The organism is Vibrio maerlii, assembly GCF_003415655.1.
Taxonomy (GTDB): Bacteria; Pseudomonadota; Gammaproteobacteria; order Enterobacterales; family Vibrionaceae; genus Vibrio; species Vibrio maerlii.
Genome location: NZ_QRHC01000009.1, coordinates 119,065 through 146,050, shown reverse-complemented (window position 1 = coordinate 146,050; position 26,986 = coordinate 119,065). Strand labels below are relative to the sequence as shown.

General features: G+C 43.0%; 28 protein-coding genes. 22 read left to right on the top strand and 6 right to left on the bottom strand.

Annotated elements, in window-relative coordinates; genetic code table 11:
• The first annotated feature begins 4 nt into the window (after positions 1 to 4).
• From pyrD to rmf, 7 genes are all read left to right on the top strand, one after another.
• The gene (pyrD, locus tag DPF91_RS16160; RefSeq protein WP_117235480.1) at positions 5 to 1,015 is read left to right on the top strand and encodes a quinone-dependent dihydroorotate dehydrogenase; all 1,011 of its coding nucleotides are present in this window, start codon (positions 5 to 7) and stop codon (positions 1,013 to 1,015) included.
• Positions 1,016 to 1,172: 157 nt separating this feature from the next.
• A complete protein-coding gene (locus DPF91_RS16155) occupies positions 1,173 to 1,715 on the top strand; it encodes a cell division protein ZapC (RefSeq protein ID WP_117235479.1) in 543 nt (180 codons plus the stop codon).
• A gap of 501 nt (positions 1,716 to 2,216) precedes the next feature.
• Positions 2,217 to 4,349: a bifunctional 23S rRNA (guanine(2069)-N(7))-methyltransferase RlmK/23S rRNA (guanine(2445)-N(2))-methyltransferase RlmL gene (gene rlmKL, locus DPF91_RS16150; protein ID WP_117235478.1), complete on the top strand. Its 2,133-nt coding sequence runs from the start codon at positions 2,217 to 2,219 to the stop codon at positions 4,347 to 4,349.
• Between the two features lie 31 nt (positions 4,350 to 4,380).
• Positions 4,381 to 4,623, top strand: a complete 243-nt coding sequence (locus tag DPF91_RS16145; protein ID WP_117235477.1) for a glutaredoxin family protein — start codon at positions 4,381 to 4,383, stop codon at positions 4,621 to 4,623.
• Positions 4,601 to 6,514, top strand: a complete 1,914-nt coding sequence (locus DPF91_RS16140; RefSeq protein WP_117235476.1) for an ABC transporter ATP-binding protein — start codon at positions 4,601 to 4,603, stop codon at positions 6,512 to 6,514. Before DPF91_RS16145 ends, DPF91_RS16140 begins: the two co-directional genes overlap by 23 nt.
• Before the next feature lie 49 nt (positions 6,515 to 6,563).
• On the top strand, positions 6,564 to 8,231 hold the full coding sequence (locus DPF91_RS16135) for a DUF3466 family protein (RefSeq protein ID WP_117235475.1): 1,668 nt from the start codon (positions 6,564 to 6,566) through the stop codon (positions 8,229 to 8,231).
• Positions 8,232 to 8,373: 142 nt separating this feature from the next.
• On the top strand, positions 8,374 to 8,547 hold the full coding sequence (rmf, locus tag DPF91_RS16130; RefSeq protein WP_117235474.1) for a ribosome modulation factor: 174 nt from the start codon (positions 8,374 to 8,376) through the stop codon (positions 8,545 to 8,547).
• A 116-nt stretch (positions 8,548 to 8,663) separates the two neighbouring features.
• Here rmf and fabA read toward each other — a convergent pair whose 3' ends face one another.
• Both fabA and DPF91_RS16120 read right to left on the bottom strand, forming a co-directional pair.
• The gene (gene fabA / locus DPF91_RS16125; protein WP_117235473.1) at positions 8,664 to 9,179 is read right to left on the bottom strand and encodes a bifunctional 3-hydroxydecanoyl-ACP dehydratase/trans-2-decenoyl-ACP isomerase; all 516 of its coding nucleotides are present in this window, start codon (positions 9,177 to 9,179) and stop codon (positions 8,664 to 8,666) included.
• A gap of 64 nt (positions 9,180 to 9,243) precedes the next feature.
• Positions 9,244 to 10,890, bottom strand: coding sequence for a S16 family serine protease (locus tag DPF91_RS16120; RefSeq protein WP_117235472.1), 1,647 nt, complete (start codon positions 10,888 to 10,890; stop codon positions 9,244 to 9,246).
• A gap of 163 nt (positions 10,891 to 11,053) precedes the next feature.
• Between DPF91_RS16120 and matP the strand changes: the two genes are divergently transcribed.
• The 4 genes from matP to DPF91_RS16100 all read left to right on the top strand — a co-directional run bounded on the left by matP (position 11,054) and on the right by DPF91_RS16100 (position 13,557).
• Positions 11,054 to 11,503, top strand: a complete 450-nt coding sequence (matP, locus tag DPF91_RS16115) for a macrodomain Ter protein MatP (protein WP_117235471.1) — start codon at positions 11,054 to 11,056, stop codon at positions 11,501 to 11,503.
• A gap of 16 nt (positions 11,504 to 11,519) precedes the next feature.
• Positions 11,520 to 11,825: a DUF3634 family protein gene (locus tag DPF91_RS16110; protein ID WP_117235470.1), complete on the top strand. Its 306-nt coding sequence runs from the start codon at positions 11,520 to 11,522 to the stop codon at positions 11,823 to 11,825.
• A 125-nt stretch (positions 11,826 to 11,950) separates the two neighbouring features.
• Positions 11,951 to 12,268 (top strand): hypothetical protein, encoded by a 318-nt coding sequence (locus DPF91_RS16105; protein WP_117235469.1) that lies wholly within the window; start codon positions 11,951 to 11,953, stop codon positions 12,266 to 12,268.
• 71 nt (positions 12,269 to 12,339) lie between these two features.
• Positions 12,340 to 13,557, top strand: a complete 1,218-nt coding sequence (locus DPF91_RS16100) for an HDOD domain-containing protein (RefSeq protein ID WP_117235468.1) — start codon at positions 12,340 to 12,342, stop codon at positions 13,555 to 13,557.
• Positions 13,558 to 13,899: 342 nt separating this feature from the next.
• Here the strand turns inward: DPF91_RS16100 and DPF91_RS16095 are convergent, their stop codons facing one another.
• Entirely contained in the window at positions 13,900 to 14,253 is a 354-nt protein-coding gene (locus tag DPF91_RS16095; protein WP_117235467.1) for a hypothetical protein, read from the bottom strand.
• Positions 14,254 to 14,512: 259 nt separating this feature from the next.
• On the opposite strand from DPF91_RS16095, the gene ccoN reads away from it, so the two are divergent.
• The 11 genes from ccoN (at position 14,513) to ttcA (ending at position 24,507) form a co-directional block, all read left to right on the top strand.
• Positions 14,513 to 15,940: a cytochrome-c oxidase, cbb3-type subunit I gene (ccoN, locus tag DPF91_RS16090; protein WP_164684212.1), complete on the top strand. Its 1,428-nt coding sequence runs from the start codon at positions 14,513 to 14,515 to the stop codon at positions 15,938 to 15,940.
• Positions 15,941 to 15,952: 12 nt separating this feature from the next.
• Positions 15,953 to 16,573, top strand: a complete 621-nt coding sequence (ccoO, locus tag DPF91_RS16085; RefSeq protein WP_117235465.1) for a cytochrome-c oxidase, cbb3-type subunit II — start codon at positions 15,953 to 15,955, stop codon at positions 16,571 to 16,573.
• 10 nt (positions 16,574 to 16,583) lie between these two features.
• Entirely contained in the window at positions 16,584 to 16,757 is a 174-nt protein-coding gene (locus tag DPF91_RS16080) for a cbb3-type cytochrome oxidase subunit 3 (RefSeq protein WP_117235464.1), read from the top strand.
• Positions 16,757 to 17,731 carry a cytochrome-c oxidase, cbb3-type subunit III gene (gene ccoP / locus DPF91_RS16075; protein WP_117235463.1) on the top strand — a complete coding sequence of 325 codons (975 nt, stop codon included), beginning with the start codon at positions 16,757 to 16,759 and terminating at the stop codon, positions 17,729 to 17,731. The genes DPF91_RS16080 and ccoP overlap by 1 nt, the downstream gene beginning before the upstream one ends.
• An 82-nt stretch (positions 17,732 to 17,813) precedes the next feature.
• Positions 17,814 to 18,296 carry a FixH family protein gene (locus DPF91_RS16070; RefSeq protein WP_117235462.1) on the top strand — a complete coding sequence of 161 codons (483 nt, stop codon included), beginning with the start codon at positions 17,814 to 17,816 and terminating at the stop codon, positions 18,294 to 18,296.
• A gap of 2 nt (positions 18,297 to 18,298) precedes the next feature.
• Positions 18,299 to 20,665, top strand: coding sequence for a heavy metal translocating P-type ATPase (locus tag DPF91_RS16065; RefSeq protein ID WP_117235461.1), 2,367 nt, complete (start codon positions 18,299 to 18,301; stop codon positions 20,663 to 20,665).
• Between the two features lie 2 nt (positions 20,666 to 20,667).
• The gene (ccoS, locus tag DPF91_RS16060; RefSeq protein ID WP_117235460.1) at positions 20,668 to 20,832 is read left to right on the top strand and encodes a cbb3-type cytochrome oxidase assembly protein CcoS; all 165 of its coding nucleotides are present in this window, start codon (positions 20,668 to 20,670) and stop codon (positions 20,830 to 20,832) included.
• Positions 20,832 to 21,491 carry a sulfite exporter TauE/SafE family protein gene (locus tag DPF91_RS16055; RefSeq protein WP_117235459.1) on the top strand — a complete coding sequence of 220 codons (660 nt, stop codon included), beginning with the start codon at positions 20,832 to 20,834 and terminating at the stop codon, positions 21,489 to 21,491. The genes ccoS and DPF91_RS16055 overlap by 1 nt, the downstream gene beginning before the upstream one ends.
• A 103-nt stretch (positions 21,492 to 21,594) precedes the next feature.
• On the top strand, positions 21,595 to 22,353 hold the full coding sequence (locus DPF91_RS16050; protein ID WP_117235458.1) for an FNR family transcription factor: 759 nt from the start codon (positions 21,595 to 21,597) through the stop codon (positions 22,351 to 22,353).
• A gap of 145 nt (positions 22,354 to 22,498) precedes the next feature.
• Positions 22,499 to 23,446, top strand: a complete 948-nt coding sequence (gene uspE / locus DPF91_RS16045) for a universal stress protein UspE (protein WP_117235457.1) — start codon at positions 22,499 to 22,501, stop codon at positions 23,444 to 23,446.
• A 128-nt stretch (positions 23,447 to 23,574) separates the two neighbouring features.
• A complete protein-coding gene (gene ttcA / locus DPF91_RS16040; protein ID WP_117235456.1) occupies positions 23,575 to 24,507 on the top strand; it encodes a tRNA 2-thiocytidine(32) synthetase TtcA in 933 nt (310 codons plus the stop codon).
• 59 nt (positions 24,508 to 24,566) lie between these two features.
• On the opposite strand, the gene DPF91_RS16035 is transcribed toward ttcA, so the two are convergent.
• From DPF91_RS16035 to DPF91_RS16025, 3 genes are read right to left on the bottom strand one after another with little or no spacing between them, the layout of a single operon-like run.
• Positions 24,567 to 25,226, bottom strand: coding sequence for a DUF2987 domain-containing protein (locus DPF91_RS16035; RefSeq protein ID WP_117235455.1), 660 nt, complete (start codon positions 25,224 to 25,226; stop codon positions 24,567 to 24,569).
• Positions 25,223 to 26,131: a glucosaminidase domain-containing protein gene (locus tag DPF91_RS16030; protein WP_241033844.1), complete on the bottom strand. Its 909-nt coding sequence runs from the start codon at positions 26,129 to 26,131 to the stop codon at positions 25,223 to 25,225. The genes DPF91_RS16035 and DPF91_RS16030 overlap by 4 nt, the downstream gene beginning before the upstream one ends.
• Positions 26,091 to 26,921: a DUF2189 domain-containing protein gene (locus DPF91_RS16025; protein ID WP_117235454.1), complete on the bottom strand. Its 831-nt coding sequence runs from the start codon at positions 26,919 to 26,921 to the stop codon at positions 26,091 to 26,093. The genes DPF91_RS16030 and DPF91_RS16025 overlap by 41 nt, the downstream gene beginning before the upstream one ends.
• Positions 26,922 to 26,986 lie beyond the last annotated feature (65 nt).

The window sequence follows — 26,986 nt, the reverse complement described above, 5'->3', positions numbered from 1 at the left end:
CACAATGCTTTACCGTCTTGCCAGAGCTGGCATTTTCCAACTTGATCCTGAAAAAGCGCATGATGTTGCAATGAGCAACTTCAAGCGATTCACAGGCACACCACTTGATCTGTTTTATCGTCAACAACTTCCTCACCGTCCAGTAGAGTGCATGGGTTTAACATTTAAAAACCCAGTCGGTCTTGCTGCGGGCCTAGACAAAAACGGCGAGTGCATTGAAGCATTTGGCGCGATGGGCTTCGGTTTTGTAGAGGTGGGTACCGTTACACCACGACCACAACCAGGTAATGACAAACCACGTTTATTCCGTCTCGTTGAAGCGGAAGGCATTATTAACCGTATGGGTTTCAATAACCTAGGTGTTGATAATCTGGTTGAAAACGTGAAGAAAGCGAAGTTCGATGGCATTCTGGGTATCAATATTGGTAAGAACAAAGATACTCCTATCGAGAAGGGCGCTGAAGATTACCTAATCTGTATGGAGAAGGTTTACGAGCATGCCGGGTACATCGCGGTAAACATCTCTTCTCCAAACACACCTGGGCTTCGTTCACTTCAGTATGGTGAAGCACTGGATGAACTACTATCCGAGCTTAAAGCTAAACAAGCAGAACTAGAAAAAGTTCACGGCAAGTACGTACCGCTAGCACTTAAGATTGCACCAGATCTAAGTGATGATGAAATTGCTCAGATTTGTGAGTCTCTCCTTAAAAACAAGATCGATGGCGTGATTGCAACTAACACGACGCTTGATCGTTTAATTGTTGAAGGAATGAAGCACGCTGACGAAGCGGGGGGACTAAGTGGTCGTCCAGTACAATCTCGTAGCACTGAAGTTGTTCGTCGTCTAAGTGAAGAACTGAAAGGTGAGATCCCGATCATTGGTGTTGGTGGTATCGACTCTTATGTTTCAGCAAAAGAGAAATTGATGGCAGGCGCATCTTTGGTTCAAGTTTACTCTGGTTTTATTTATAAAGGTCCAGCTCTGGTTAAAGATATCGTAAAGAATCTTTAATTTAGAAAAGTGACAGGCTAGTTTTATAAGAAGAGGGGGAATTGTTTTCCCCTTTTTTTTTGTCTCTCCGTTTGTAGAATTAAGCTATTACAACAACCCAGGTAATTAAGCGTTTTACCTAACATGCTGAATTTACAAAAATTAGAGAGATGGAACGATGCTTAAACCCAGTGATACATGGAAATGGTATTTTGATGAGACCACTGAGTCTCTGATGCTGGACCTAGGGAATGACATGGTTTTCAAAACCAATATTCCTCATAAAATGCTTGTAGATTGTGCTAAGCGTGACAGCGACTTCTGCGTAGATGATGCAAGCTCTTATCAAACGTTTAAAGAAACGATTAGCTTCCTGGGTTTATCTGAGCCTCGTCAAGCTGAACTAGCTCTATACTGCGTTGCGGCTAAGCGCTTCCACAAGCCAGTGCAACCAAAAAGCTGGTTCTTTGATGCTCAGGGGCAAGAGTACAAGCCAGAAGAGGGCGATATCGTTCGTTTAGTCAATCAACATAGCCTCGGTTATTTCATCGTTCTGGAGGCAGGGGAGTCAGCGAGCTTATGTACTTACGTTGATTTGGATGAATTCCATTTATCTGGCTCGAAAAGTTTAGCGTTTGGTGACTCCATCAAAGTTATGCATGACCGCCTCGCATGTGCAAATCATATTCTTCAATCACAACCGATAGCTCTTGTCGGTTAGATTTCTTTCATTTCGTTCCTTCTTTTACAGCGGCCTGATGGCCGCTTTTTTTTGTTCTTAACTCACCAGCTACGGAGCAATGAGAAAGCTGCTGGTGACAAAATGCTCAATTTAGTTCGTTCTTTATCTTGATAAGTCAACGAACAGCCCTCGACTAAAGTCACATATTTTACCTATCACTAAAATTTTTCTTCGCAATTTGTGACAAGAGAATTTCCTATATCTAACCCAAACAAGCCAACAATTACCCCTTAAAGTCTTATTTGTAGGTTAATTACAGCCACAATAGCAAATTGGTATATACCAATTTTGCTTTGAATATGTATTCACTAACGGATTTTGAGTTGGAAAGTGAAACGTTAAAAACCAAAGAAAGGAAGCTGAGTTGTTGTTTTTGTAGGCGAATAGATAAATAAAGGGGGATTGGGTGAGCTTAGCTATCAATATCTGTAACGAAGTGCGCTATAATCGACTTCATTTTTTGATAACGATTAAGAGCTTATGAACCAGTATTTAGCGGTAACCTCAAATGGATTGGAAAACCTTCTAGTAGAGGAACTGAAACAGCTAGGGATCGATAACCCAAAACCTGTACAGGCTGGGGTTAAATTTAAAGCGACTAACGAACAAATCTATCGAGCTTGTTTATGGAGCCGATTAGCTTCTCGTTTCGTGCGTGTTCTATCTGAATTTACTTGTAATGATGATATGGACCTTTACCTAGCGACGACCGCTGTAAACTGGGTTAATCACTTCCATAGCTCTAAAAAGTTTGTGGTGGATTTCAAAGGTACAAACCGTGAAATCCGCAATAGTCAGTACGGTGCAATGAAAGTAAAAGATGGCATCGTAGACAGCTTCACCAAAAAAGACCTACCACGACCGTCGATCAGTAAAGATCATGCAGATCTTCGCATCCACGTACGCCTTCATAGAGATAAAGCCATTCTCGGTATCGATATGGTTGGCGGTGGTCTCCATCAGCGTGGCTATCGCCCTGCATCCGGTAAAGCACCACTGCGCGAAACCTTAGCTGCAGCCATTATTTTACGTTGTGGCTGGGATGCCTCTAAACCTCTGCTAGACCCAATGTGTGGTTCAGGTACCTTATTGATTGAAGCCGCGATGATGGCAGCAAATATGGCACCTGGTGTAAACCGCCAATCTTGGGGTTTTGAATCGTTAGAGGATTTTGACGCTGAACTTTGGGCAGAAATTAAGTCAGAAGCAGCTGTTCAAGCACGCCGTGGTGTGAAGAAGGTAACGGCTAAGTTCTATGGCTTTGACAACGATAAATATGTCTTAAAGACCGCTCGTGAAAACGCTCGTCGTGCCGGGGTAGAGTCGCTAATTCAATTTGAAATGGGTGATGCTGCTCAGATTAAGAGGCCAAAAGAGTTTGAAGAGGGTGTGATCGTCTCGAACCCGCCTTATGGTGAGCGTCTAGGTACTCATCCTGGTCTTATTGCATTGTATACCGCGTTTGGCGCGCAATTAAAAGCCGAGTTCCCTGGTTGTAAAGCGTCTATCTTCTCTAGTTCAGATGAGCTATTGAGCTGTTTACGCATGCGAGCAGACAAGCAGTACAAGTTAAACAATGGTGCGTTACCTTGTCACCAAAAGAACTACTCGATTTCTGAAATGGCTCGTGACAATGTCACTCAATCTGGCGGTCATGATGAACAAAACCTTGTTGCACCAGATTTCTCGAACCGTTTAAAGAAAAACATCGGTAAGATTGGTAAGTGGGCGAAGAAAGAAAACCTCGATAGTTACCGCATCTACGACGCAGACCTACCAGAATACAATGTAGCGATTGATGTTTACCTGGATCATATTGTTATTCAGGAATACGCAGCACCGAAGAACATTCCTGAAGAAACAGCGCGTCGTCGTCTGACGGATATCATTCGTGCAACGATTCAAGTTACAGGTACTGAAGCAAACAAAGTCGTTCTTAAGGTACGTGAGAAGCAAAAAGGGCGTTCTCAATACCAAAAGCTAAGCCAGCAATCAGAAACTATGCGCGTGCATGAGTACGGTGTTGAACTTATTGTGAACCTGCACGATTACCTGGATACCGGATTATTCTTGGATCATAAACTGACACGACGTCGTTTAGGTGAACTCGCTGCTGGTAAAGATTTCCTAAACTTGTTCGCTTATACAGGTTCGGGCTCGGTGCATGCTGCATGTGGTGGCGCAAAATCGACAACGACTGTGGATATGTCCAATACATATTTAGAGTGGGCAAAAGAGAACATGAAGCTCAATGGGCAAGTTGGTCGTCAGCATCAGTTTGTTCAAGCAGATTGTCTTCAATGGCTAGAGAAAGAAACCAACCAATTTGATCTTATTTTCATTGATCCACCTACGTTCTCAAACTCCAAGCGTATGGAACAAAGCTTTGATGTTCAGCGTGACCACATTCAATTGATGACAAACCTTAAACGTCTATTACGTGAGGGTGGAACGATTGTTTTCTCAAACAATAAACGTCAGTTTAAGATGGACATGGATGCGCTTGCTGAGCTTGGACTAGATGCGAAAAACATCTCTAAGCAAACATTGCCGTTAGATTTCTCTCGTAATAAACACATTCATAACTGCTGGTTAGTGACTCACAAGAACTAACTTTGACATATTTGCTACAAGGATAAATAGGGTGATTACACTCTACAGTACGGAAGGATGCCATTTGTGCGAGCAAGCCTACGAGCTGCTCGTACAATCAGGTATCCAAGATAAAACGGCGGTAACAGACATTGCGTTTGATGACGAGCTATTTTCTCGTTACGGTGTCACAATACCAGTCGTATCTACTGGCAACTCAGAGCTGGGTTGGCCGTTTGATTTACAAGAATTACAACAATGGTTGAAGAAAAATGGCATTACTTACCATTCATAACGGTCAACTAGCCTTTGGTGACCATCCATTACTCGATAAGGCAGATTTTGCTCTACAAGAAAACGAACGTGTTTGTCTCGTAGGTCGCAATGGTGCCGGTAAGTCGACGCTAATGAAAGTTTTAGCCTGTGACATCATTATGGATGATGGCAAGATACAGATTACACAAGATGTGGTCGTGTCACGCCTAGAACAAGATCCACCACGTAATCAAGAAGGGACAGTGTTTGATTATGTCTCAGGTGGTCTTGCCGAAACCGGTGAACAACTGAAGATCTATCATGATCTCCTAGATCTGATTGCGGTAGACCCATCAGAGTCAAACATTAACAAGTTAGCTCGTGTTCAAGAAAGCTTAGAGCACTCAGGTGCTTGGCGCTTTGAGGACCGTATTAAAAACGTACTGGCTGCACTGAAGTTAGACGGTAACACCAAGCTTACCGAACTCTCTGGTGGTTGGCAGCGTAAAGCAGCCCTTGCTCGTGCGCTAGTGTGTGATCCTGACGTTCTGCTCCTTGATGAGCCGACCAACCACTTGGATGTAACCACGATTGTTTGGCTTGAGAACTTCTTAAAAGACTTCAAAGGCTCCATCATTTTCATTTCGCACGACCGTGCATTCATTAAATCGATGGCAACACGTATTGTCGACCTCGATCGTGGTCAGCTGGTTTCTTTCCCTGGTGATTATGAAAACTATCTGGTTGAGAAAGAAGAACTGCTTCGCGTTGAGGAGATGCAAAATACAGAGTTTGATAAAAAACTCGCACAAGAAGAAGTTTGGATTCGCCAAGGTATCAAGGCGCGCCGTACACGCAATGAAGGCCGTGTACGTGCTTTGAAGAAACTGCGTGAAGAGCGTAAAGAACGTCGTGAAGTACAGGGCAAAGTTAACCTACAAATCGATGATGCAAACCGAAGTGGCAAAATCGTCTTTGAGGCCGAAAATCTTCATTACGCATACGAAGACAAGACCATTGTTAAAGATTTCAGCTTTAACATTATGCGTGGCGACCGGATCGCATTAATTGGCCCAAATGGCTGCGGTAAGAGTACTGTTCTAAAATTACTATTAGATGAGCTTAAACCTCAAGCCGGGCGCCTACATTGTGGTACCAAACTCGAAGTTGCTTATTTTGACCAATACCGTGAAGCACTCGATCCAGAAAAGACAGTAATTGATAATCTGGCGGATGGTAAGCAAGAGGTCATGGTAGGCGGACGTGAACGTCATGCATTAAGTTATCTGCAAGATTTCTTGTTTGCGCCAAAACGTGCACGTACCCCAGTCAAAGCTCTCTCTGGTGGTGAGAAAAACCGGCTTCTTTTGGCTCGTATCTTCCTAAAGTCGAACAATTTGTTGATTCTCGACGAACCAACGAACGATTTAGATATCGAAACATTGGAACTTTTAGAGGATTTGCTTGCCAACTATCAGGGTACATTACTTTTGGTGAGCCACGACCGTCAGTTTGTTGACAATACGGTGACTTCAAGTTGGATCTTTGAGGGCAATGGACACATAGAAGAGTTTGTGGGTGGCTATCACGATGCACAACAGCAACGAACTCAGGTTATGAAGTCTCGCGCACCTGAAAAGCCAGCAAAAAAAGAGAAAGTCATTGAGGAAGCTCCCAAAACGACAAACTCAAACGTTGCATCAAAGCCTAAAAAGTTATCGTATAAGCTTCAACGAGAGTTAGAAGCACTACCCGCTAAACTAGAAGCGCTTGAAGAAGAAATCGGTCAGTTACAAGAGACGGTTAATGGTCCAGATTTCTTCTCAAAGCCGATAGATGAAACGCAAACCACATTAGACAGATTGTCTGCTGCAGAGCAGGAATTAGAAGTCGCTTTTGAGCGCTGGGAAGAACTGGAATCCATGCAGTAATGCGAAGGATGTTCTTAGTTTAAGAGCGATGCAAGGAATATAGATTTACATGAGTCATTCAAGTTTTAAATTGACCCTACTGGCAGCTGGTATTGTTGCTGCTACAAGTGCAAACGCTGCGATTTATGATGTACATGAAGTTGATGCAGCCGATTATGTCGCATCGACTGAAAATTACGGTGTTGCAATACAGAAACCAGTTCCTTTGGTTGGTACTGGAGGATGTTTCGAAACAGATTGTGGTACCGGCAGCGCATATGCAATTGCAGTTGAGACTCGAAATACTGAGGAAGCGATCAGCTACAGAGAAGAAGTTCCATTTGCAATGGACCTATCCTTTTCTTATGTAGATGACGTCAACAATAGTGATGATTTAGAAGCATACTGCTTCAATGAGCGCGGTTACGATACTTGTGAGGATTGGGCAAAACGCAAGTATGTTACGTGGTCAAAAGAATACTCGGATTTTACTGCGTACGAAAATGCTATCGCTTATGTTAATGGTAAGGTTGGTACTAGTGCTACTAACACTGTAGTCAATGGATTTGTAGGGATTTCTTCTACACCATTTGGCAACTACTCAAATACTGGTGCCTGGGCAGTTGGATTTGGTGGTGGTGATTTTGACTTAGAGCCGCAATCACGGGTGTGGTTTAATGATGGAACAAATATTGGGGGTTCGATTTCATCTAAAGTGAGTGATGGGGACAAACCATATTTGTATAATTCGTCTAAAGCAGCATTGCAATATTCAGGAGATTTAATTTCTTTAAATTGGGGACGTTATGATGGTGATGTTAGCGAAGAAGAAGATGATCGTTTAGCACAAGGTAGTATTCGTGCCATTCAAGATGTTGGTGGCATAATTTATGCCGTTGGTTTTAACACGTATCGAGACCAGCGTTCTACTAATGATATCGCTGCAACTGTCTTTTCGATAGATCCAAGCGCAAAAGACTATACAGTAGCAAGTAACTGGACATACACCCGAGTCTCGGGAACTGAAAACGAAATTAGTAGTGATTATACTCATAGCAATTCTGTCGTTACTGATCTAAACGCTAATTTAGTTGCTATTGGTGAAGCCAAACGCCAGGGAAATGCTCCAGAAAATGGTGCAGCAAATAATCGTCTCTTCTATATTGCTGATGTAAGCGGTTCTAAAACAGCCAGCTTCTTCTCGGGGGGAATATTCTTTAACGGAGCTGGTGGTACTGCCGCCGCGATCAATAACTACAATGAAGTTGTTGGCCAGATTGATGCTGAGACTTCACGAGAGGTAGACGGTAAACAGCGTCGTACTCGTGGCTATATCAATCCGTTGAACGCAAACAATACTGAGCCAACACGTAGGGCCATATTTAATAATCAAGCTTGGTTGCTTGATGATCTTACCAACGATGGAAGTACTACAAGTAATAACAATCAATATCGTATTGTGTCAGCTAGTGATATAAACGATGACGGAGTGATTGCTGCTACAGCGATAAAATGTACTGGTGGATATGATACTACATCGCATAACGCCTATTGTGGTGGTGGCAACCAGGATGAGACGGTCGTTGCCGTCAAACTGGTACCCAAAATAGATGATGGTTCAAGTGACTTTACGATTACGGCTCGCTCAACTGAAACACCTCCAGTAGAACGAAGCGGTGGCAGCTTAGGCTTCGCGCTTTTGACTGTACTTGGCTTTTTAAGTTTCCGTCGAAAATAACTTAATTGATTAAAATTAGCACAGATTCACAATTTTGAATCTGTGCTTTTTTTTGTCTTGAGCATTTCTCATATCTAGCCCATCTTTATATATGGAGTCACAAAACCTCCATCTATCTGTAATACTGTGTGAGGAATACACTATGAAGAGACAAAAGCGTGATCGCCTTGAACGAGCTCAATCACAAGGCTATAAAGCCGGGGTTAACGGGCGTTCGATGGAGGCATGTCCATATCAGCAAACAGATGCGAAATCTTATTGGCTAGGTGGCTGGCGTGAAGCGCGAGATGACAAACAATCAGGTCTAATCAAATAACTGGCATAGAAGCGACGGAATGAATACAAGAAAGCCCTTAATAGCTCTCGAATAGAGTATTAAGGGCTTTCTTCATTATATAGTCTGTACAGCTTCAAGAATAAAGAATCTAGAGTTTAGAATGCTGAAGTATCTTGGAACAGACCCACTTTAAGATCTTTTGCTACGTAGATTTCTTTGCCATCAACTAGAACGCGGCCGTCTGCTAGACCCATTACTAGCTTGCGGTTGACCACACGCTTCATATGAATCTCGTACGTTACTTTCTTAGCTGTTGGTAGGATTTGACCAGTAAACTTCACTTCACCTACGCCCAGCGCACGACCTTTACCTTCGCCGCCAATCCAGCCTAAGTAAAACCCAACAAGTTGCCACATTGCATCAAGGCCTAGACAGCCAGGCATTACAGGGTCACCAGGGAAGTGACAATCAAAGAACCACAGATCAGGAGTAATATCGAGTTCAGCTAGGATAAGGCCTTTGCCAAAATCACCTTCCGTTTCAGACATTTTAGTGATGCGATCCATCATAAGCATGTTTGGTGCTGGAAGTTGTGGGCCTTGTGGCCAAAGCTCACCTTGGCTAGAAGCTAGAAGTTCTTCACGAGTGTAAGAATCACGTTTGTTTTGCATTATTTATTACTCCAATTTTCGATACGAGCATGTTAGTGAACACGTGTACGCTAGACAAGTCCGATCAGTCTCTTATCAACCAGGTTTTGATTCGTTGCACAAAACTCAGAGGTTGTTCAATTCTTTCAAAATTCTCAATACGTTCAGCAATTTTGTTTATGACAGTTTCTTCGTCATCGCCACGGAACGGTTTACCCATAATAATAGGAACCACCTCATCAACGTGTTCAACAGACCAGATATGGAACTCGCCTTTTTTAACACTTGCGATAACATCCTTATGTAGCGAAAGGTGTTGAAGGTTCGTCTTAGGTAAAATCACACCTTGTTGACCAGTGAACCCTTGGTGACGGCAAACTTGATAGAAACCTTCAATCTTCTCATTTAGGCCGCCAACGGCTTGTACACGACCAAATTGATCAACAGCACCAGTTACCGCAATTTGTTGATTAATAGGGTAACCCGAGAGCGCACTCACTAAAGAGCACAACTCAGCAAGTGAAGCGCTGTCACCATCGACTTCACTGTATGATTGTTCAAATACAACGGATGCGGAGTAGGGTAATGGCTCATCGAGATCAAGGGCGCTACTTACGAACGCTTGCATGATCATCATACCTTTAGCGTGCAAGTTTCCGCCAAGCTCCGCTTTACGTTCAACGTCCGAAATGTCGCCGTCTCCAAAGTGGATAACACAGGAGATACGAGCTGGCTCGCCGTAAGAGACAGGATGGCCGGGCACGTCAACAACGGTTAATCCGTTTACTTGGCCAACTTGTTCGCCTTTGGTTTCGATGATGACTTGGCCTTCAAGAATATCTTCAAGAGCACGCTTGGGCAGGTAGGATTCACGTTCGTATTTTGCTTCGATTGCGGCATCAATATGAGCCTCTGTAAGCGTCTCTCCATTTGACTCGATAGCTGCCTCAGTTAGGAGTAAGTTAAACCAAACTAACCCAAGAGGTTGAAAACTTTGATCTTCAGTTTGACGTGCTCCTGCAATCAGAAGGCGTTCAATGGCACTAGCTGAGAGGTTTGGAAGACTATAACGACGGCATAGCCACTTAATGTAGCCGAGATACAGATTGATTGAATCAGTCGATAACTTTATTTCAAGTTCTAACTCAGTGAACAAACATAGACCGCTGTTGGTATCACCATCAAAGTAATCAAGATCAGCAAGTTGATTGCTGTCTCCGACGATGATGATTTTGCATTGCGTTGTATATGAGGGGATATGCATCGCAATATTTCTTGGGTCACTGGCAACGGGGGAAACAGATTGTCCGAGTATTGCGGACTTTACTGCAACCCAATTAATAGGGTTAGCGAGAATAGAATTTGCAGAGACAATGAACAATCCGCCTTGTTGTGACTCGAGTAAACCCCTACGCACATGTGTCACTTTTCCGTTTTGAGCTTGATACTCACCAAGAAGGTCGTTCAAGTTTAGACTTTCTAATTGAACGGGTGCTTCAGTACCACACTTAAGACACGCTTCTTGGACTAGCTGGCGATAGATAGAATTATCTGGTGCATTTATCGTCATCATGCGAGTCAAGCCATTGAACTTAATAAACTTAGACAACGCATTAATTAACCTTGGCTGCATATCAAAAAATGTAACAGGTTCGAATTGGTCAAACTGCTTGATAGAATTTTGATATAGGTGAATTGGAGGGTAGGTTGCTTGCCAGTTATCTTGCTGCATTAGATCGATTTCTTGGTAAAAAGTGACAAGGCAGTATATAGAAAATTCACTTTTTAATATAGCATTAGAGTTATTGACCCTAATCTACTTTTAATCGCAAATGGATTGTGAAAAGTAACGACCTGGGTTACGCTGTCACTATGAATTCAATAAGGACTAAATAATGAAATATCAACAGCTTGAAAACCTCGAGTGTGGTTGGAAATGGCAGTACTTGATCAAAAAGTGGAAAGACGGAGAAGCGATTACTCGCCATATAGACCGTAGTGAAGCCGATCATGCTGTACAACTGCTAGTTGATATTGAACATGAACCGACCTTAGTGCTTGATTGGATTGATCGACATATGTCGATGGAGCTAGACAACAAGTTAAAACAGGCGATTCGCGCGAAGCGCAAGCGTCATTATAATGCAGAGCAAGTTCATACTAAGAAAAAGTCGATTGATCTCGACTACCGCGTCTGGGAAAAGCTATCTCAACGCGCTAATGAACTAGACTGCACACTCTCTGATGCGATCGAGTATTTGTTGAGCGAAGCATCAAGAAGTGAGAAAGCAAGTAAGACAGTAAGCAGCCTTAAAGAGGATTTAAGTAAACTGCTATCTGACTAACCAGTAGGAGGTAAGGATGCTCTATGTCATTTTACTAGCAGCAGTGATTCTAGTCTGGTTATTTGCAGCAGATAGGCCAGTGCTGAAGTTCACTATAAAGGAAGGTGTGATTACCCAGTCAAAAGGGCACTTCCCACCATCTTTTAGGCACAACTGTGACGAGATTTTTCACAAAACGCCGTGTGATGGCCATATTAAGATTTATAAAGGACGAACTGGCGCAACGTTAAAGTTTTCAAAGTCCATCCCAAAGAAAGTGCAGCAACGCATCCGAAATGTTTTCCCTCATCAAGGTTTTCAAAAATCGGGTAAAAGAGCCTAACTTTTCTCTTTGATAATTACCTCAGTTACATATAGATAGGAAGTACATAGTGTGTTTCCTATTTAATCATTTCAAATCAGTTGCTAACTCCTACAATGCTCCAAAATATCGATTGGGAGTGATGTATGTATGTGATGATTTCAATTCTAATTCTATTGTTTCCAATGGGATCTTATGCCCATCAGGATGATGCTGACTGGAACAAAGTCGCAAAGAAGATAAAGAAACAAGTCATTAAGAAAACAAAGACATACAAGGGGCGAGGGCATTGTGATTTGATGATACATATGGAGCATCAAGAGGAATATGCAATCATCAAACGTGCGCGTTATACCGGTGAAAGAAACCTGTGTAAGTTAAGCCTTTCTGCTGTAAAGGTAGGGAAGCGGTATCGTTATGATGTGCCAGAAAAAATGATCCGGATTCACATCACTTCCCCATAACAAAGTGTGACACTTATTCCATATTGCGTGTTATCATTTTTAGCTCAGGGACCACTCAATCTTATCTCACAGTGTTAATTACCAATAAAAACTATACAAAAGAAGCCAAAGATTCAGCATTAAAAGTTTATAACTTTACGCTGCAACGTCATTCAAAATGGATCATCAATCAGAAATATCACTTAGACCAGAATGATGTAGATACGATATTCAGTCGTCAAAGCGAGTTTTGTGACAGTGTCATTATTAAGGAAGAAGAACGCATCTCCGACAATCAGCGTCTACTTTTAGAATGTGAGGCTGAACGTGTCTACGATAAACGCAAGGAATACAAGGCAAAGGTTGAACTTCAGAAAACGGTATTAAAGGACGTCGCTAAACACTTGAGTGACGCAATGAGCTCAAGTTTCAAACGTGAATCTGTTGATACATTCTTTCATCGATTCCCTGATTTTAACCACTTTCTAGCTACCGCGTATTCACCATCTTTAGTTTTCTCTCAGTTAGAAAACCTGATCACTAATGATTCACAACTCCGAGCTAACGTCCTAGACCTTGTCAATAACCCATTATTTAGTTTAAGGCTAGGGAAGGCAGAGCGCACATTGGATGACGCCAAAGTAGCAATAGGCCGCCTAGGAATTGATAACAGCCGTTTGTTATTCCCTATACTCATGGCTAAGCCCTTGCTTAGGTGGAGTGACGACGTCACAAAATCTATAGCACCTAAACTATGGCAAGATATGATAATTACTGCCAATGTTAGTCGATTAAGACTGCAGCAGATAGATGCAAAGAACCCTGAGCAAGGCATCCTTATGGGGGTCTTACGTTCGTTAAGTAAGTTTGTCATCGTGAATCGTTTTCCTCAGATGTTTGAAGATAGCTTAGTAAGCCAGATGCAGCGCTATAGAGATCAAGGAAAACATGAAGAATATTACACCTGTGCTGACATTAAACCAGACGTAAAAATGTTGCCTGGTTTAATCGAGAAACTCGAGGGATTTTTGACTCGAAAAATCGTTGATCACATTGAGTGGAATCATCATAACAATCAAATTAAAGAGGCTTTGATAGAGCACCTAGATGAAAAACCGATCATAGAACGTTGCGAGTTTGGCAAGGCGCTGGGTCAAGCAACTGCATATTCCATGTTTGATACTCTGGATCGAAGCAAAGCATTTATTGATAAACACAAACCATATTTATTTGCACACGTGCAAATGCCAATGGATGTTTTAAGAAATTTGTCTTCACAGAACCGTGGACGAGTAGAACTCATCACTTAACCTTTAAAGAAACAGTGGCGATTGATGTATTTAGAGTCGCCATTTTTCGTGTGCGCAGAGTAAAGAAATTCATTGGGATGAATTAAGGTGGGGTTTCGTTGGTTTTCGGCAAGATTTACACCTAATCAGAAAGCACCATTAACTGCGCATTATGTATATTATGTTAAATTAACTGTGGATGTACGTGTATTTCATTGCTTCTCATCCACTATTCCCATATAAACTCGTCTCTTTTTAACATAAGCGCTATTTACCATAAAATAGCTAATCTACATATTCTTGTTTCACAGAATATGATCGACTAGCTGTCTTTTCTATCTAATTCAACTCTTCTTCTTTTAGTTATTGTGCAGAAAACACCACGTTAATATCGAAATTAAGTGATTGGTCGTTTAATACAATGTTACGGCTTGTTGTCTCTAACGATAGCTTGCCGTCTGTTAACGTATGCTTTTGCTCATTAACATAAACTGAAAAAGTTGCACTTTTATCACTTGTAACCTGTAAATCGATTGAGTTTAACGAAAGCTCAATATTATTCCCACCATAAATGAGTTTACATGTTTGATTATGGTTACAACTTACCTGTTGAACATCTCGGTACTCTATTGTTCTCAAGACAAAAGCAGCAATTAACACTGCCATTGTGATGCATATTTGAACGATTCGCCCGCGAGTAAGTTTTTGTGCTGCCATTCTGCCTATTTTCCTATGTAACAAACTTCAAAATTTTGAAATAAAAGTCTATTTCCAGAGCATGTGTAAGGTTACTAGCCTGTCATTGATTTGTTAATTCACGTATAGTGTCGCATGAAAATGCCACTTTTTCTTTTAAAACCTTCTTAGGATTTAACAGTTTGAAAAATCTGGGATCTTATCAGGGTTGGGTGGCATTAACGACGTGAGTCGTTATTAGGAAGTAAAGTGTAGTTAATTAGAAATTGGAAGCATGCAAATGAGCCAAGAAAAGCAGCTTGAACAAAACTACAACTATACAGTCGTTCGTCAGTTCACCTTAGTTACCATACTTTGGGGTATTGTCGGTATGGCTGTTGGTGTTTTGATCGCCGCTCAATTAGTTTGGCCACAGCTAAACTTTGATACGCCGTGGCTGACGTATAGTCGATTACGTCCCCTGCATACTAATGCGGTAATTTTTGCGTTTGGTACAAGTGCACTATTTGCAACATCTTATTATGTTGTGCAGCGCACCTGTCAAACACGTCTATTTGGTGGCCCTCTCGTTGCCTTCACCTTTTGGGGTTGGCAAGCAATTATTTTAGCCGCAGCGATAACTCTGCCTTTGGGTATGACCTCAGGTAAAGAGTACGCTGAACTAGAATGGCCTATTGATATTGCGATTGCCCTAGTTTGGGTATCTTACGCAGTGGTGTTCTTCGGGACGCTAATTAAGCGTAAAACGTCGCACATCTATGTGGCTAACTGGTTCTTCGGTGCCTTCATCATCACAGTTGCGGTTCTACATATCGTGAACAGCATGGCTGTGCCAGTATCTCTTGGTAAGTCTTATTCGATCTACTCTGGTGCTGTCGATGCAATGGTTCAATGGTGGTACGGTCACAACGCAGTAGGTTTCCTACTGACAGCGGGTTTCCTAGGTATGATGTACTACTTCGTACCAAAGCAAGCTGAACGCCCGGTTTACTCTTACCGTTTATCTATTGTCCACTTCTGGGCTCTAGTATCTCTTTACATCTGGGCGGGTCCTCACCACTTGCACTACACTGCTCTACCTGACTGGACTCAGTCTCTAGGTATGGTGATGTCTCTGGTACTGTTTGCTCCATCTTGGGGTGGTATGATTAACGGTATTATGACGCTTTCAGGTGCATGGCATAAACTACGTTACGACCCTATCCTTCGCTTCTTGATCGTATCTCTATCGTTCTACGGTATGTCTACGTTCGAAGGCCCTATGATGTCAATTAAGACGGTAAACGCCCTATCTCACTACACTGACTGGACTGTTGGTCACGTTCACTCTGGTGCCTTAGGTTGGGTTGCTATGGTTTCTATCGGTTCTGTTTACCACCTAGTCCCTCGTTTATTTGGTCAAGAGCGCATGTACTCAGTTAGCCTAATCAATGTTCACTTCTGGTTAGCAACTATCGGTACGGTTCTTTACATCGTGGCGATGTGGATTTCTGGTGTAATGCAAGGCCTGATGTGGCGCGCAGTTAACTCTGACGGTACATTGACTTATAGCTTCGTAGAGTCTGTACAAGCGTCTTACCCATTCTACTTTGTTCGTTTCCTAGGTGGTTTCATCTTCCTAGCGGGTATGTTCTTCATGGCATACAACACGTACAAGACTGTAACAGCACCAAAAGATAGCCTTAAAGCTATCCCACAGCCGGCATAAGGAGGTTTAAGAATGAGCTCTAATTCGAATAATCGCCATGAAATCGTCGAACGTAATGTTGGTTTGTTGGCAATCCTGATTGTTTTTGCAATCAGTCTTGGTGCACTTGTAGAAATCACACCACTTATCTTCCAAAAGCAGACGACAGAACCGGTAGAGAATCTACGTGTTTACTCTCCGCTTGAAATGGAAGGTCGTGATATCTACATCCGTGAAGGTTGTAACGTTTGTCACAGTCAGATGATTCGCCCGTTCCGTTCTGAAACTGAGCGCTACGGTCACTATTCTGTTGCTGGTGAAAGCGTTTGGGAGCACCCATTCCTATGGGGCTCTAAGCGTACCGGTCCGGATCTAGCTCGTGTTGGTGGTCGTTACTCTGATGAGTGGCACCGCGTTCACCTTATCGACCCACGTGAATTGGTTCCTGAATCAAACATGCCTGGTTTCCCTTGGTTAGAAAAAAATCAGCTTGATGGCAAACTAACACAGAAGAAACTTGAAATTTTCCGCAATCAGTTCGGTGTGCCATACACAGATGAACAAATTGCGGGTGCAACTAAAGAAGTTGAAGGTAAAACAGAGATGGATGCCATCATTGCTTATCTACAATCTCTTGGTCATGCAATGAAGTAAGGAGTGGATTATGGATATCGGTACAATTCATAGTATTTGGACTATCGTGCTATTCGTAAGCTTTATTGGCATTGTATGGTGGGCTTACGGTAAAAAACGTAAGGCACGCTTCGATGAGGCAGCAAACCTTGTCTTCGCTGATGAGCCACAGCCTGACTCTAAAGAACAAGGAGTGACTAAGTAATGACTACATTCTGGAGTCTCTGGATAATCGTGATTACTGTCGGTACGCTTGTGGGCTGTGCTGTAATTCTAACTTGGTGTGCCAAAGATAAAATGGGCGTCGAGGAAGGTGCAGACATGGGTCATGAGTACGATGGTATTCGTGAATTAAACAACCCTCTACCTAAATGGTGGACTTACCTTTTCGTTGGTACGTTCATCTTCGCTGCTATCTATTTGGCGCTTTACCCTGGTCTAGGTAACTATAAAGGTTTACTAGGCTGGCAAAGCTCTGACCAAACAGTGCGCACTGTAGCTGAGTCGAAAGCATCTATTGAAGCTTCACAGCAAAAGAAACAACTTGACCAATATGCGAAAGAACTGGATGACGCTGATGCGTACTTTGGAGAAGCGTTTCAGCGCTTAGCATACAAAGATGGTAGCCTACGTCCAATTCCTGAAATTGCGGAAGACGAGGAAGCAATCAAAGTTGGTCAACGTCTGTTCCTTCAGAACTGTTCACAATGTCACGGCTCCGATGCTCGTGGTCAGAAGGGTTTCCCTAACCTAACTGATGATGCATGGCTATACGGCGGAGAGCCTGAAGCAATCGTGAGAACCATTATGGAAGGTCGAATTGGCCAAATGCCAGGTTGGAAAGATGCGCTGGGTGAAGACGGTGTTCGTGAAGTTGTAAGCTACACACTAAGCCTATCTGGCCGAAGTGTGAATGCACGTGAAGCCGAAGCCGGTAAAGCTCGCTTTGTTGTGTGTGCAGCATGTCACGGTACGGATGGTAAAGGTAACCCTGCAGTTGGTGCTCCTGACCTAACAGACCGAGTATGGCTGTTTGGCGATTCTCGCGCAGATGTTACTGAAACAGTAATGAACGGTCGTTCTGGTGTAATGCCGGCTTGGAAAGACATTCTAGGCGAAGACAAAGTTCAACTCGTTTCTGCTTATGTTTGGAGTCTAAGCAACTCTGATAATAAGTAACATTTCAATAACAGCCCCTACCCAAGGGGCTGTCTTTTCCTTAATATTTAATCCCTTATCTTTTTTCTTAGAGAACTTTTTTATGGTAAAGCCTTGGTATAAGCAGTTTTGGCCGTGGTTTCTGATCGCACTTCCTATGACTGTGGTTATTGGTACGCTCTATACAGTGTTCCTATTTTCACAAAACTCAGTATCGCTTGTAGCTGAGGATTACTATAAAAAAGGTAAAGGCATTAATGTTGATATATCTAAGGTAAATATCGCCAAAGAGAACAACCTTAATGCAGAGGTGTTTGCGGACAGTAACGTTATTACTATTGCGTTCGACAAGGGCGAGCTAGCACATTTCCCGGCCTTAAGTGCGACCTTCACCCATCGCACATTAGCTAACAGAGACTTCTCTCAACTGATTACAGCAGATGCTAAAGGTAATTACCGTCTAACGTTAGAATCAGCAATCGAAGGCCCTTGGTTCGTTGAACTGGAGCCACATAACAAGGAATGGTTGGTACAAGGTCGTGTTACCTTCCCAACAGAATTTGCTACTCCACTTATGAACTATTAATTATGAGCTTAGAGTGTTATCACTGCGGTGAAGATGTACCAGTAAACACTGATTTTAAAGTTGATATTCTTGGTGAAACTCGTGAAATGTGCTGCCCTGGTTGCGAAATGGTGGCACAAACGATCATGGACAGTGGCCTAGAGTCCTATTATCAATATCGCACCGCGTCAGCTGAACGCGTTGATCTCGTCCCAGAGCAACTTCAGTCGTTGATTCATTATGATAACGAAGAGATTCAATCGGATTTCGTCAGGCAGACTGACCAGTTATCAGAAGTGACACTGTCGCTGGAGAACATTTCTTGTGCTGCTTGTGCCTGGCTTATCGAGAAACAGCTAAGTACTAAGCCTGGTGTTCACTCTATTCGCGTTAACACGACAACCAATCGCGCCCAGTTGCGATGGGATAAAGAACAAACTCGTTTGAGTGAGTTGTTAGCAAAGATCCATCAGCTTGGGTATAAAGCCGCACCCTTTGAAGCAGATACTCAAGAAGCGATTTATCATAAGTCGATGAAACAGTATCTCTACCGGTTAGGTATTGCAGGATTGGCAACCATGCAAGTTATGATGCTGGCGGTTGCACTCTATCTTGAGGTATTTGGAGATCTTGAACCAGAATTTAAAAACTACTTCCGCTGGGTTAGCCTGATCTTCGCAACGCCAGTGCTGCTCTACTCTGCTCTCCCATTTTATTTTAACGCGTGGAGGAGTTTGAAGAGCTTCTCTTTGGGTATGGATGTTCCAGTCTCAATTGCGTTGATATTTGCCTACGTGGCAAGTCTTTATGCAACGGTTACCGAGCAAGGTGAAGTATTCTTTGAATCGATCTCAATGTTTACCTTCTTCTTGCTGCTTGGGCGATTCCTCGAGATGCGTGCTCGCCGTAAAGCTGCAGCGGCAAGTGGTAACTTATTGAAGCTCATTCCCGCAATTGCTACGACGATTGACGGCAAGCAAAAGCCAGTCAAATCCTTAAAAATCGGCGAGCGCATTCGTGTTTTACCTGGAGAGCATATCCCAGCAGATGGCGTTGTACTGCAAAAGCGCATCCATGTTGATGAATCCATGCTGACAGGTGAGTCTGTGCATGTTGTTAAAGCTATTGGGGATAAAGTTTATGCTGGAACCACTAATGGTGACGAATCCTTCGATCTTGAAGTAACATCGACCAAAGCCGATTCCATGCTATCAAGCATCGTTCGCCTACAAGATGAAGCACAGCTTTCCAAACCAAAGATTGCTGAATTAGCCGATGTAGTCGCCCGCTACTTTGTTGCGGTATTACTCGTAATTGCCGCGGGAACTTGGTTTTATTGGAATCAACACGAGCCTGACGATGCGTTCTGGATCATGCTTGCAGTTTTGGTTGCAACATGCCCTTGCGCACTTTCTTTAGCCACTCCTACAGCGTTAACGTGCGCCACTTCTAGAATGGGCACGATGGGTATTTTGTTGCGTAAAGGTCATGTATTCGAGACTTTATGCAAGGTGAATCACCTAGTCATCGATAAAACGGGTACATTGACAGAAGGTGATATTCAGATTCAATCTGTCGAAACATTCCAAGGTTATTCAGATCAACAAGTACTTGCGCTTGCAGCCAGTATTGAATCTCATGCTAATCACCCTATCGCCCGTGCATTTCGCCCTCATGTTTCAGAAGAGATTACTGTTGAGCAAGTAACCAACAATATCGGTAGCGGTCTTGAAGGTTCTTGGAATAGTAAAGCTGTACGTATCGGCAGCGCTAACTTCGTCTTAGGCCAACAAGAACAAGGCTCACATCAAATCTATCTTTCTCTTGATAATGAACTTGTTGCCGTATTTAAATACCATGACCCATTGCGTGAACACAGTAAGCAGTTTATCCAATCAATCAAAGAGCAAGGCATTGAAGTCACCCTTCTCACTGGTGACTCAGAAAACAATGCGCGTCCGGTCGCTCAAGAAGTGGGAATCACAAATGTTGTTGCCTCAGCACAGCCAGCAGATAAGCTTGAGTTCCTAAACACATTGGATGATTCGCAAATAACTCTAATGATTGGTGACGGTATCAACGATGCTCCAACGTTAGCTGGTGCACATTTGAGCGTGGCGATGGGCAGTGGCACCGATGTAGCAAAATCATCTGCCGATATGGTGTTGCTTGCAGACCGTTTAGATAGAATTCTTAATGCCCGTAAATTAGCAGTAAGAACTCGTAAGATAATTCGCGAAAACTTGTCTTGGTCTTTGGGATATAATCTTCTCATCCTGCCATTGGCTTGTATGGGTTTAGTTGCACCTTACATCGCTGTTGTTGGCATGTCTGCAAGCTCGATTATTGTTGTCTCCAACTCTCTTCGTTTACTTAAAGAGAATAAATAGCTATGGAAAGTTTATACATCCTCATCCCTATCGCGATTATGCTGGTGTGTGTCGCGGTTGCCATTTTCCTTTGGGCAGTAAAGAGTGAACAATTTGAAGACCTTGAACGTCAAGGTCAGAACATCTTGTTCGATGAAGATGACAAACCAAACAGCAGCGATAAGTAATGAACATCGATTGGCTCGGAGCCTTAGTGATCGGTGTACTTGGTGCTGGTCATTGCTTAGGAATGTGCGGCGGTATCTCTTCACTTATTGCGATGAACAACCGAACGCAACATCAACTCCCTATTACTATTGCCTATAACTTTGGCCGCCTGACTAGCTACATGGTCGTTGGTGCATTAGTAGGTGGTGCGTTTGCAACCTTAGTTTCACTTAGTGGAGCGACACAAGTCCTCAATGCATTACGAGTTATTGCTGCTTTGTTTCTGATTGCGATTGCACTTTATATTGGTCGTTGGTGGAACGGCTTATTGAAGGTAGAAGCGGTTGGTAAACATCTTTGGAGATTCATCTCTCCATTAACTCATAAGTTGTTACCTATTTATTCGTTTCAACGTGGTTATGTAGTTGGGCTTATCTGGGGATGGTTACCCTGTGGTCTGGTTTACTCAATGTTGTCGTGGTCTGCTGTATCTGGTAGCGCATTAAACGGCGCATTGATCATGCTCTGTTTCGGTCTTGGTACCCTACCGTCAATGATTTTAATCGGCCAAGGTGCACATCGATTGAAAACTTTTCAGAATAACTTGATTTTCCGTCAAGTCGCCGCAATATCGATTTTGCTCTATGGATTGTACTCACTCAAGCATGCTGTTCTCTAAAGAGCGAAGTACGCCATTTGATTTAGAACAAGCTTAAATAGGCTACCCATTTGGGTAAACCGGTGTTAAAATATTGATGTATGTCAATTTGCGAAACGAAGTTATGATTTCTGAAAAACCTGCAACAAAGAGAATTCAATCTGGCGGCTGTGCAATTCATTGTCAGGATTGTAGTATCAGTCAGCTATGTATTCCGTTCACTCTAAATGAATCTGAACTTGATCAGCTTGATGAGATCATCGAGCGTAAAAAGCCGATCCAAAAAGGCCAAGAGCTATTCAAAGCAGGTGATGAACTGAAGTCTTTGTACGCGATTCGTTCAGGCACTATTAAAAGCTACACAATTACAGAGCAAGGTGATGAGCAGATCACTGCATTCCACCTAGCAGGCGATCTTGTAGGTTTTGATGCGATTACGGGCGATGCACACCCAAGCTTTGCACAAGCACTTGAAACATCGATGGTTTGTGAGATCCCTTATGACATTCTAGATGACCTTTCGGGAAAAATGCCTAAGCTTAGACAACAAATCATGCGTCTAATGAGTAACGAAATCAAAGGCGATCAAGAAATGATTCTTCTATTGTCAAAGAAGAACGCAGAAGAGCGTCTAGCAGCATTCTTGTACAACCTTTCAACTCGTTTCTCACAGCGTGGCTTCAGCCCTCGTGAATTCCGTTTAACGATGACTCGTGGTGATATTGGTAACTACCTCGGCCTAACGGTTGAAACCATCAGTCGCCTACTTGGCCGTTTCCAAAAGTCAGATATCCTGAGTGTTAAAGGTAAGTACATTACGATCATTGACCATGACGCGCTTATGGAACTCGCTGGTGTTTCTAAAGAGCCAGCACAAAGCTAGTAGCTAGCACGATTTCAAGAAGACCTCCCTGTGAGGTCTTTTTTTATGCCCGTCAAATAATTGATATTCAGTTTCCCTAGTTCAATCGAATTAAGCTACATTTAATATAAGCCATTGGTATTGCGAGGAAATCGAAAGGAAGCTTATGAGTATCTATAACAATATCCTGGTCGTCGCTGACCTCAATCAAGACGAGCAACCCGCCCTTGCCCGTGCTGCGCAGTTTGGCAGTAAAAGCAAATCACCATGTACTATCACCTTCTTTGTCGCAATTTATGACTTCTCCTACGACATGACTTCTATGTTGTCTGTCACCGAGCGCGATGCAATGCGTAAAGGTGTGATCCATCAACGCGAACTGTGGATGAAGAAAGTCGCTGAACCCTATCAGCTTGATAATGTGACAATCGAAGTGAAAGTGGTGTGGCATAATCGCCCATATGAAGCGATCATTGCTGAAGTATTTGCAGGTAGTCATGACATCGTAGTGAAAGGAACTCGCAAACACGATGTACTTGAATCTGTTATCTTCACACCTACTGATTGGCATCTACTGCGTAAGTGCCCTTGCCCGGTCCTATTGCTCAAAAACTCTGATTGGCCGAAGGACCCAAGTATCATGGCTTCTGTTCATGTCGGCTCAGAGAATCCAACGCATCTTGAGTTAAACGACAAGATGATCGAGCAATTGAAAAACCTATGTGGACGTTTAGACGCCAAGCCTTACCTTGTTAACGCCTACCCAGTAACACCGGCAAATATCACTATTGAGTTACCTGAGTTTGACCCCGCTACGTATACCGATGCTGTACGTGGCCACCATCTCACTGCAATGAAGTCTCTGCGCCAGAAACATGGATTTAGCGAAGACCAAACTATCGTGGAACAAGGTTTACCAGAGGACATTATTCCTGAATCTGTCGATAAGTTGAATGCTGCAATGGTCATTCTGGGTACTACTGGACGCACTGGCTTATCGGCAGTGTTTATTGGTAATACTGCAGAACATGTAATCGATAAAATTGATTGCGATGTTCTTGCCCTAAAGCCTGCTGGTTATATCAGTCCACTCGACCCTACTCATGCTACCTAGGCATAGAGACAGTAAATCCCCAATCCTACCGATTGGGGATTTTTCTATATAGCGCTAGCATCTTGTGCATTTATCAGTATTATACCCGTTCTTTTCAGGTGACAGCAGATAACCCGAGTTAATTGATAATGACTGAGCAAGTTCAAGAGCGTACTAAAGCGCAACAATACAACCTTAACAAACTACAAAAGCGTATTCGTCGTAATACCGGTCAAGCCATTGCAGACTTCAACATGATTGAAGACGGCGATCGCATTATGGTTTGTTTAAGCGGTGGTAAAGATAGCTTTACCATGTTGGATATTCTTATGAGCTTGCAGAAAAGCGCGCCAATATCATTCTCGCTGGTTGCTGTTAACCTAGACCAGAAACAACCAGGTTTCCCTGGCCATATTCTTCCAGAGTACCTAGAAAGCTTAGGTGTAGAATATAAGATTGTTGAAGAAGATACTTACTCAATCGTTCAAGACAAGATCCCTGAAGGGAAGACAACATGTTCGTTATGTTCTCGTCTACGTCGCGGTATTCTGTACAAGACGGCAAAAGAGCTAGGTGCGACTAAGATTGCTCTAGGCCACCATCGTGATGACATCATCGAAACACTGTTCTTGAACATGTTCCACGGCGGTAAGATGAAAGCAATGCCACCTAAGTTAGTATCGGACAACGGTGAACACGTTGTTATTCGACCTCTCGCATACTGCCGTGAGAAAGACATCATCAAGTACGCAGAAGCTCGTGAATACCCTATCATCCCGTGTAACCTATGTGGTTCTCAGCCTAACCTACAGCGTCAGAACATTAAGCAAATGCTGAATGATTGGGACAAACGCTTCCCAGGTCGCATCGAGACTATGTTCCGTGCGATGCAAAACGTGGTGCCTAGTCACCTAGCGGATTACGATCTCTTTGATTTCAAATCAATCGATAGTAACTCTGGCGTAATCAATGGTGGTGATACTGGTTTCGATAAAGAAGAGTTTGCACCAGTGCAGCTTGAAGATGAAGATATCGTGACCGAGTTTGATCCAAAACTGCAGTTGGATGTAACTAACATCTAGTACAAGATTTCGATATAAAAAAGGACCGTTGAACGGTCCTTTTTTAATTCCGCCTTGAATCAGTTTTTCTGCGGTATAAAAGGCATTACGCGCTGTGTCTCTGCTGGAAGTCGGATGTATCCATCTTGTGGAATTTGCGATAATAACAATGCGGCTTTACCTTGTTCCACTTCAATAACAGAACCGTCCGATATTACAATTCTTCCATTCAATTGATTGGGGAACTCTAGCGTCAGGCCTTCTATATCAGGAGTGAACCAACTAGCAAACATGCCACCCAGGTCGTTTAACATTGTCTGCATTTGGGGAATTAAGGCTTCAACTTGTTGGTAAGACACCTTCTCAGATAGCGGCTCTTTAGTCATCACAACCATTGAATAATCACACTGTTGGTCTGCTGGCGTATGAACAAACACTAAAGGGTTCGCCGACTTTAAGTTGTTATCGAGAGGAAATGGCAGTTCATTATTACTTGGAATCACAAACTCTTCATAATGCTCTTCTTTCTCCATCCACGCTTTCTCAATATTACATGGTTGCTTGAGCTCTGAATCTACAAAGAAGAAGCCGATTTTGACATCATCGTGTCCTTCTTTGGCGTTGTTCTTAAGCTGTGAGTAGAACTTTGAATAGGTGAACATGTATTCCTGTGCTGATACAGGTAATGCAGCCGCACCAAAAATAAGGCTAGCGGCAAGTACAGATTTTATTGTTTTCATTGGGTTAGACTGTCCCAGTATTTATTGTTATGGCGAATCATGGCTTGAATGTCGTTAACGTAAGCCTGCCCACGTTCAGAATAAGCAAGCAGCCCCTGAGCTAACTCGATGGCAGCTTCGGGGTTTAGCAAATCGTTATCGTTGCTTGAAAGTGCAGTACGTATTGTTCGAAGATCTCTATACGCGGCATTGCGATTGACGTTCATAAAGTAACGGTGAATCGACTCTTGTACCGAATCGAACTTAGCTACTTCGTGAGAAGCTCCTTCGTTACGTTGTAGCGGAACCAGCCCACAGCCTTGTTGGTAGCACCATTGACCAAAGTAATTGTTGGCCTGCGTCGCAAACCGTGAAGTGCCCCACGCCGATTCATTCGCAGCCTGAGTTAACACTAATGCCTGTGGCAGTACGTTTACTCGTGACAACATAATATTCAACCACTCTTGATCGACACCATCGGCAGGAACGGAGTGGCTATAGAGCTTTCCAAGGCGACGAGCATAGCTCTGAAGACCACTATTGATACTCTCATCAGTATTTAAAGCATCTTGCATTGCCAATAGCTTTGCTCGTTCACCCTCGATTCGGTGATTCTCAATTGCTACACCTTGGCCAAGGTACTCAAAGAAGGTTTGCTTCTTTTCGTTTACATCAGTGAACGCGGAAAAGTCAGGCTTGCTACCTAACGGTTCAGGTTCTGTAGGTGCTTGCGCTGTACTCAATTGACCTTTTTGCTCTGAGGCAAACAGCTTTCTATCTTCAGACTCAAATTTTAGGAAACCAAACACTGCAATTGCCGAAATGGAAAAAGTGCCGATAACGCGCCCAAGCATTGAACGCGTTTTTATTTTTGATGGTGAAGAACTAAGCATCGAAGTACTGTGAACCTGAGTTTGAGTTGCCATCGTCGCCTTGATCGTTATTGTCGTCATCAGAATCAGGCTGTTGTTTAGCGATCACTTTCAGTTTGATGCCAAACATTTCGCGGTAAAGGATCCCTTTCATATGGAAGAAGAAAGGTAGAACGAAAATAAGGCCAATACCGTAGAACATCACGGCTACGATGAACATAAGTGAAACCATTCCGTACGCGCCTAAAAAGATAAATAACTTTTTGTTTACCGCGCGAATAGACAGTATCAACGAGTTAATTGGTGAAACTCGTTTCTCACAGATAAGTAAAATAGATTGGCTGAAAGCCACCGCTAAGTACATAGAAAGGAAAGGCAGAATCATTCCTGCTAAACCTTGAAGTACTAAGCTAGCAAGCGTAGCGATGATCACAGGTACTGTATGTTGCAGGCCTTTACCAATATGCCTTGGTTTCGTTGAAAGCCCGGCAATATGGCTCATTGCCATCAAGCAGACGCCCGCATAAATTGGAGCACTGATCACTTCATAACTAAAGTTAGCGATGAAGATAGCTTGCACAATACCTTGAGAGAACGTTTCTGGGTTTTGAATCGCATCCAGAATGATACCTGGATTACCCAATTGCAGCTTAAGCGCGAGATAGAAAATCCCTAGCTGTACCATCATCAAGATAACGATCGCAGGAGAAAAAGAAAGGAAGGTTTTCAGAGTACAACTCCATGCTTCTCGAAAAACCGCACCCAGAGATAGTTTGTAATCTCCAGATAGAGCGCGATCCACGGTTCCACCCAAGTTGAAGTCTTTTTCAAAGTCTTTATTCATAAAATATCCGTGCGCCAATAGAGGCGCTAAGCTTAACTGATCCGTAATAAAGTTTAAGCATTATA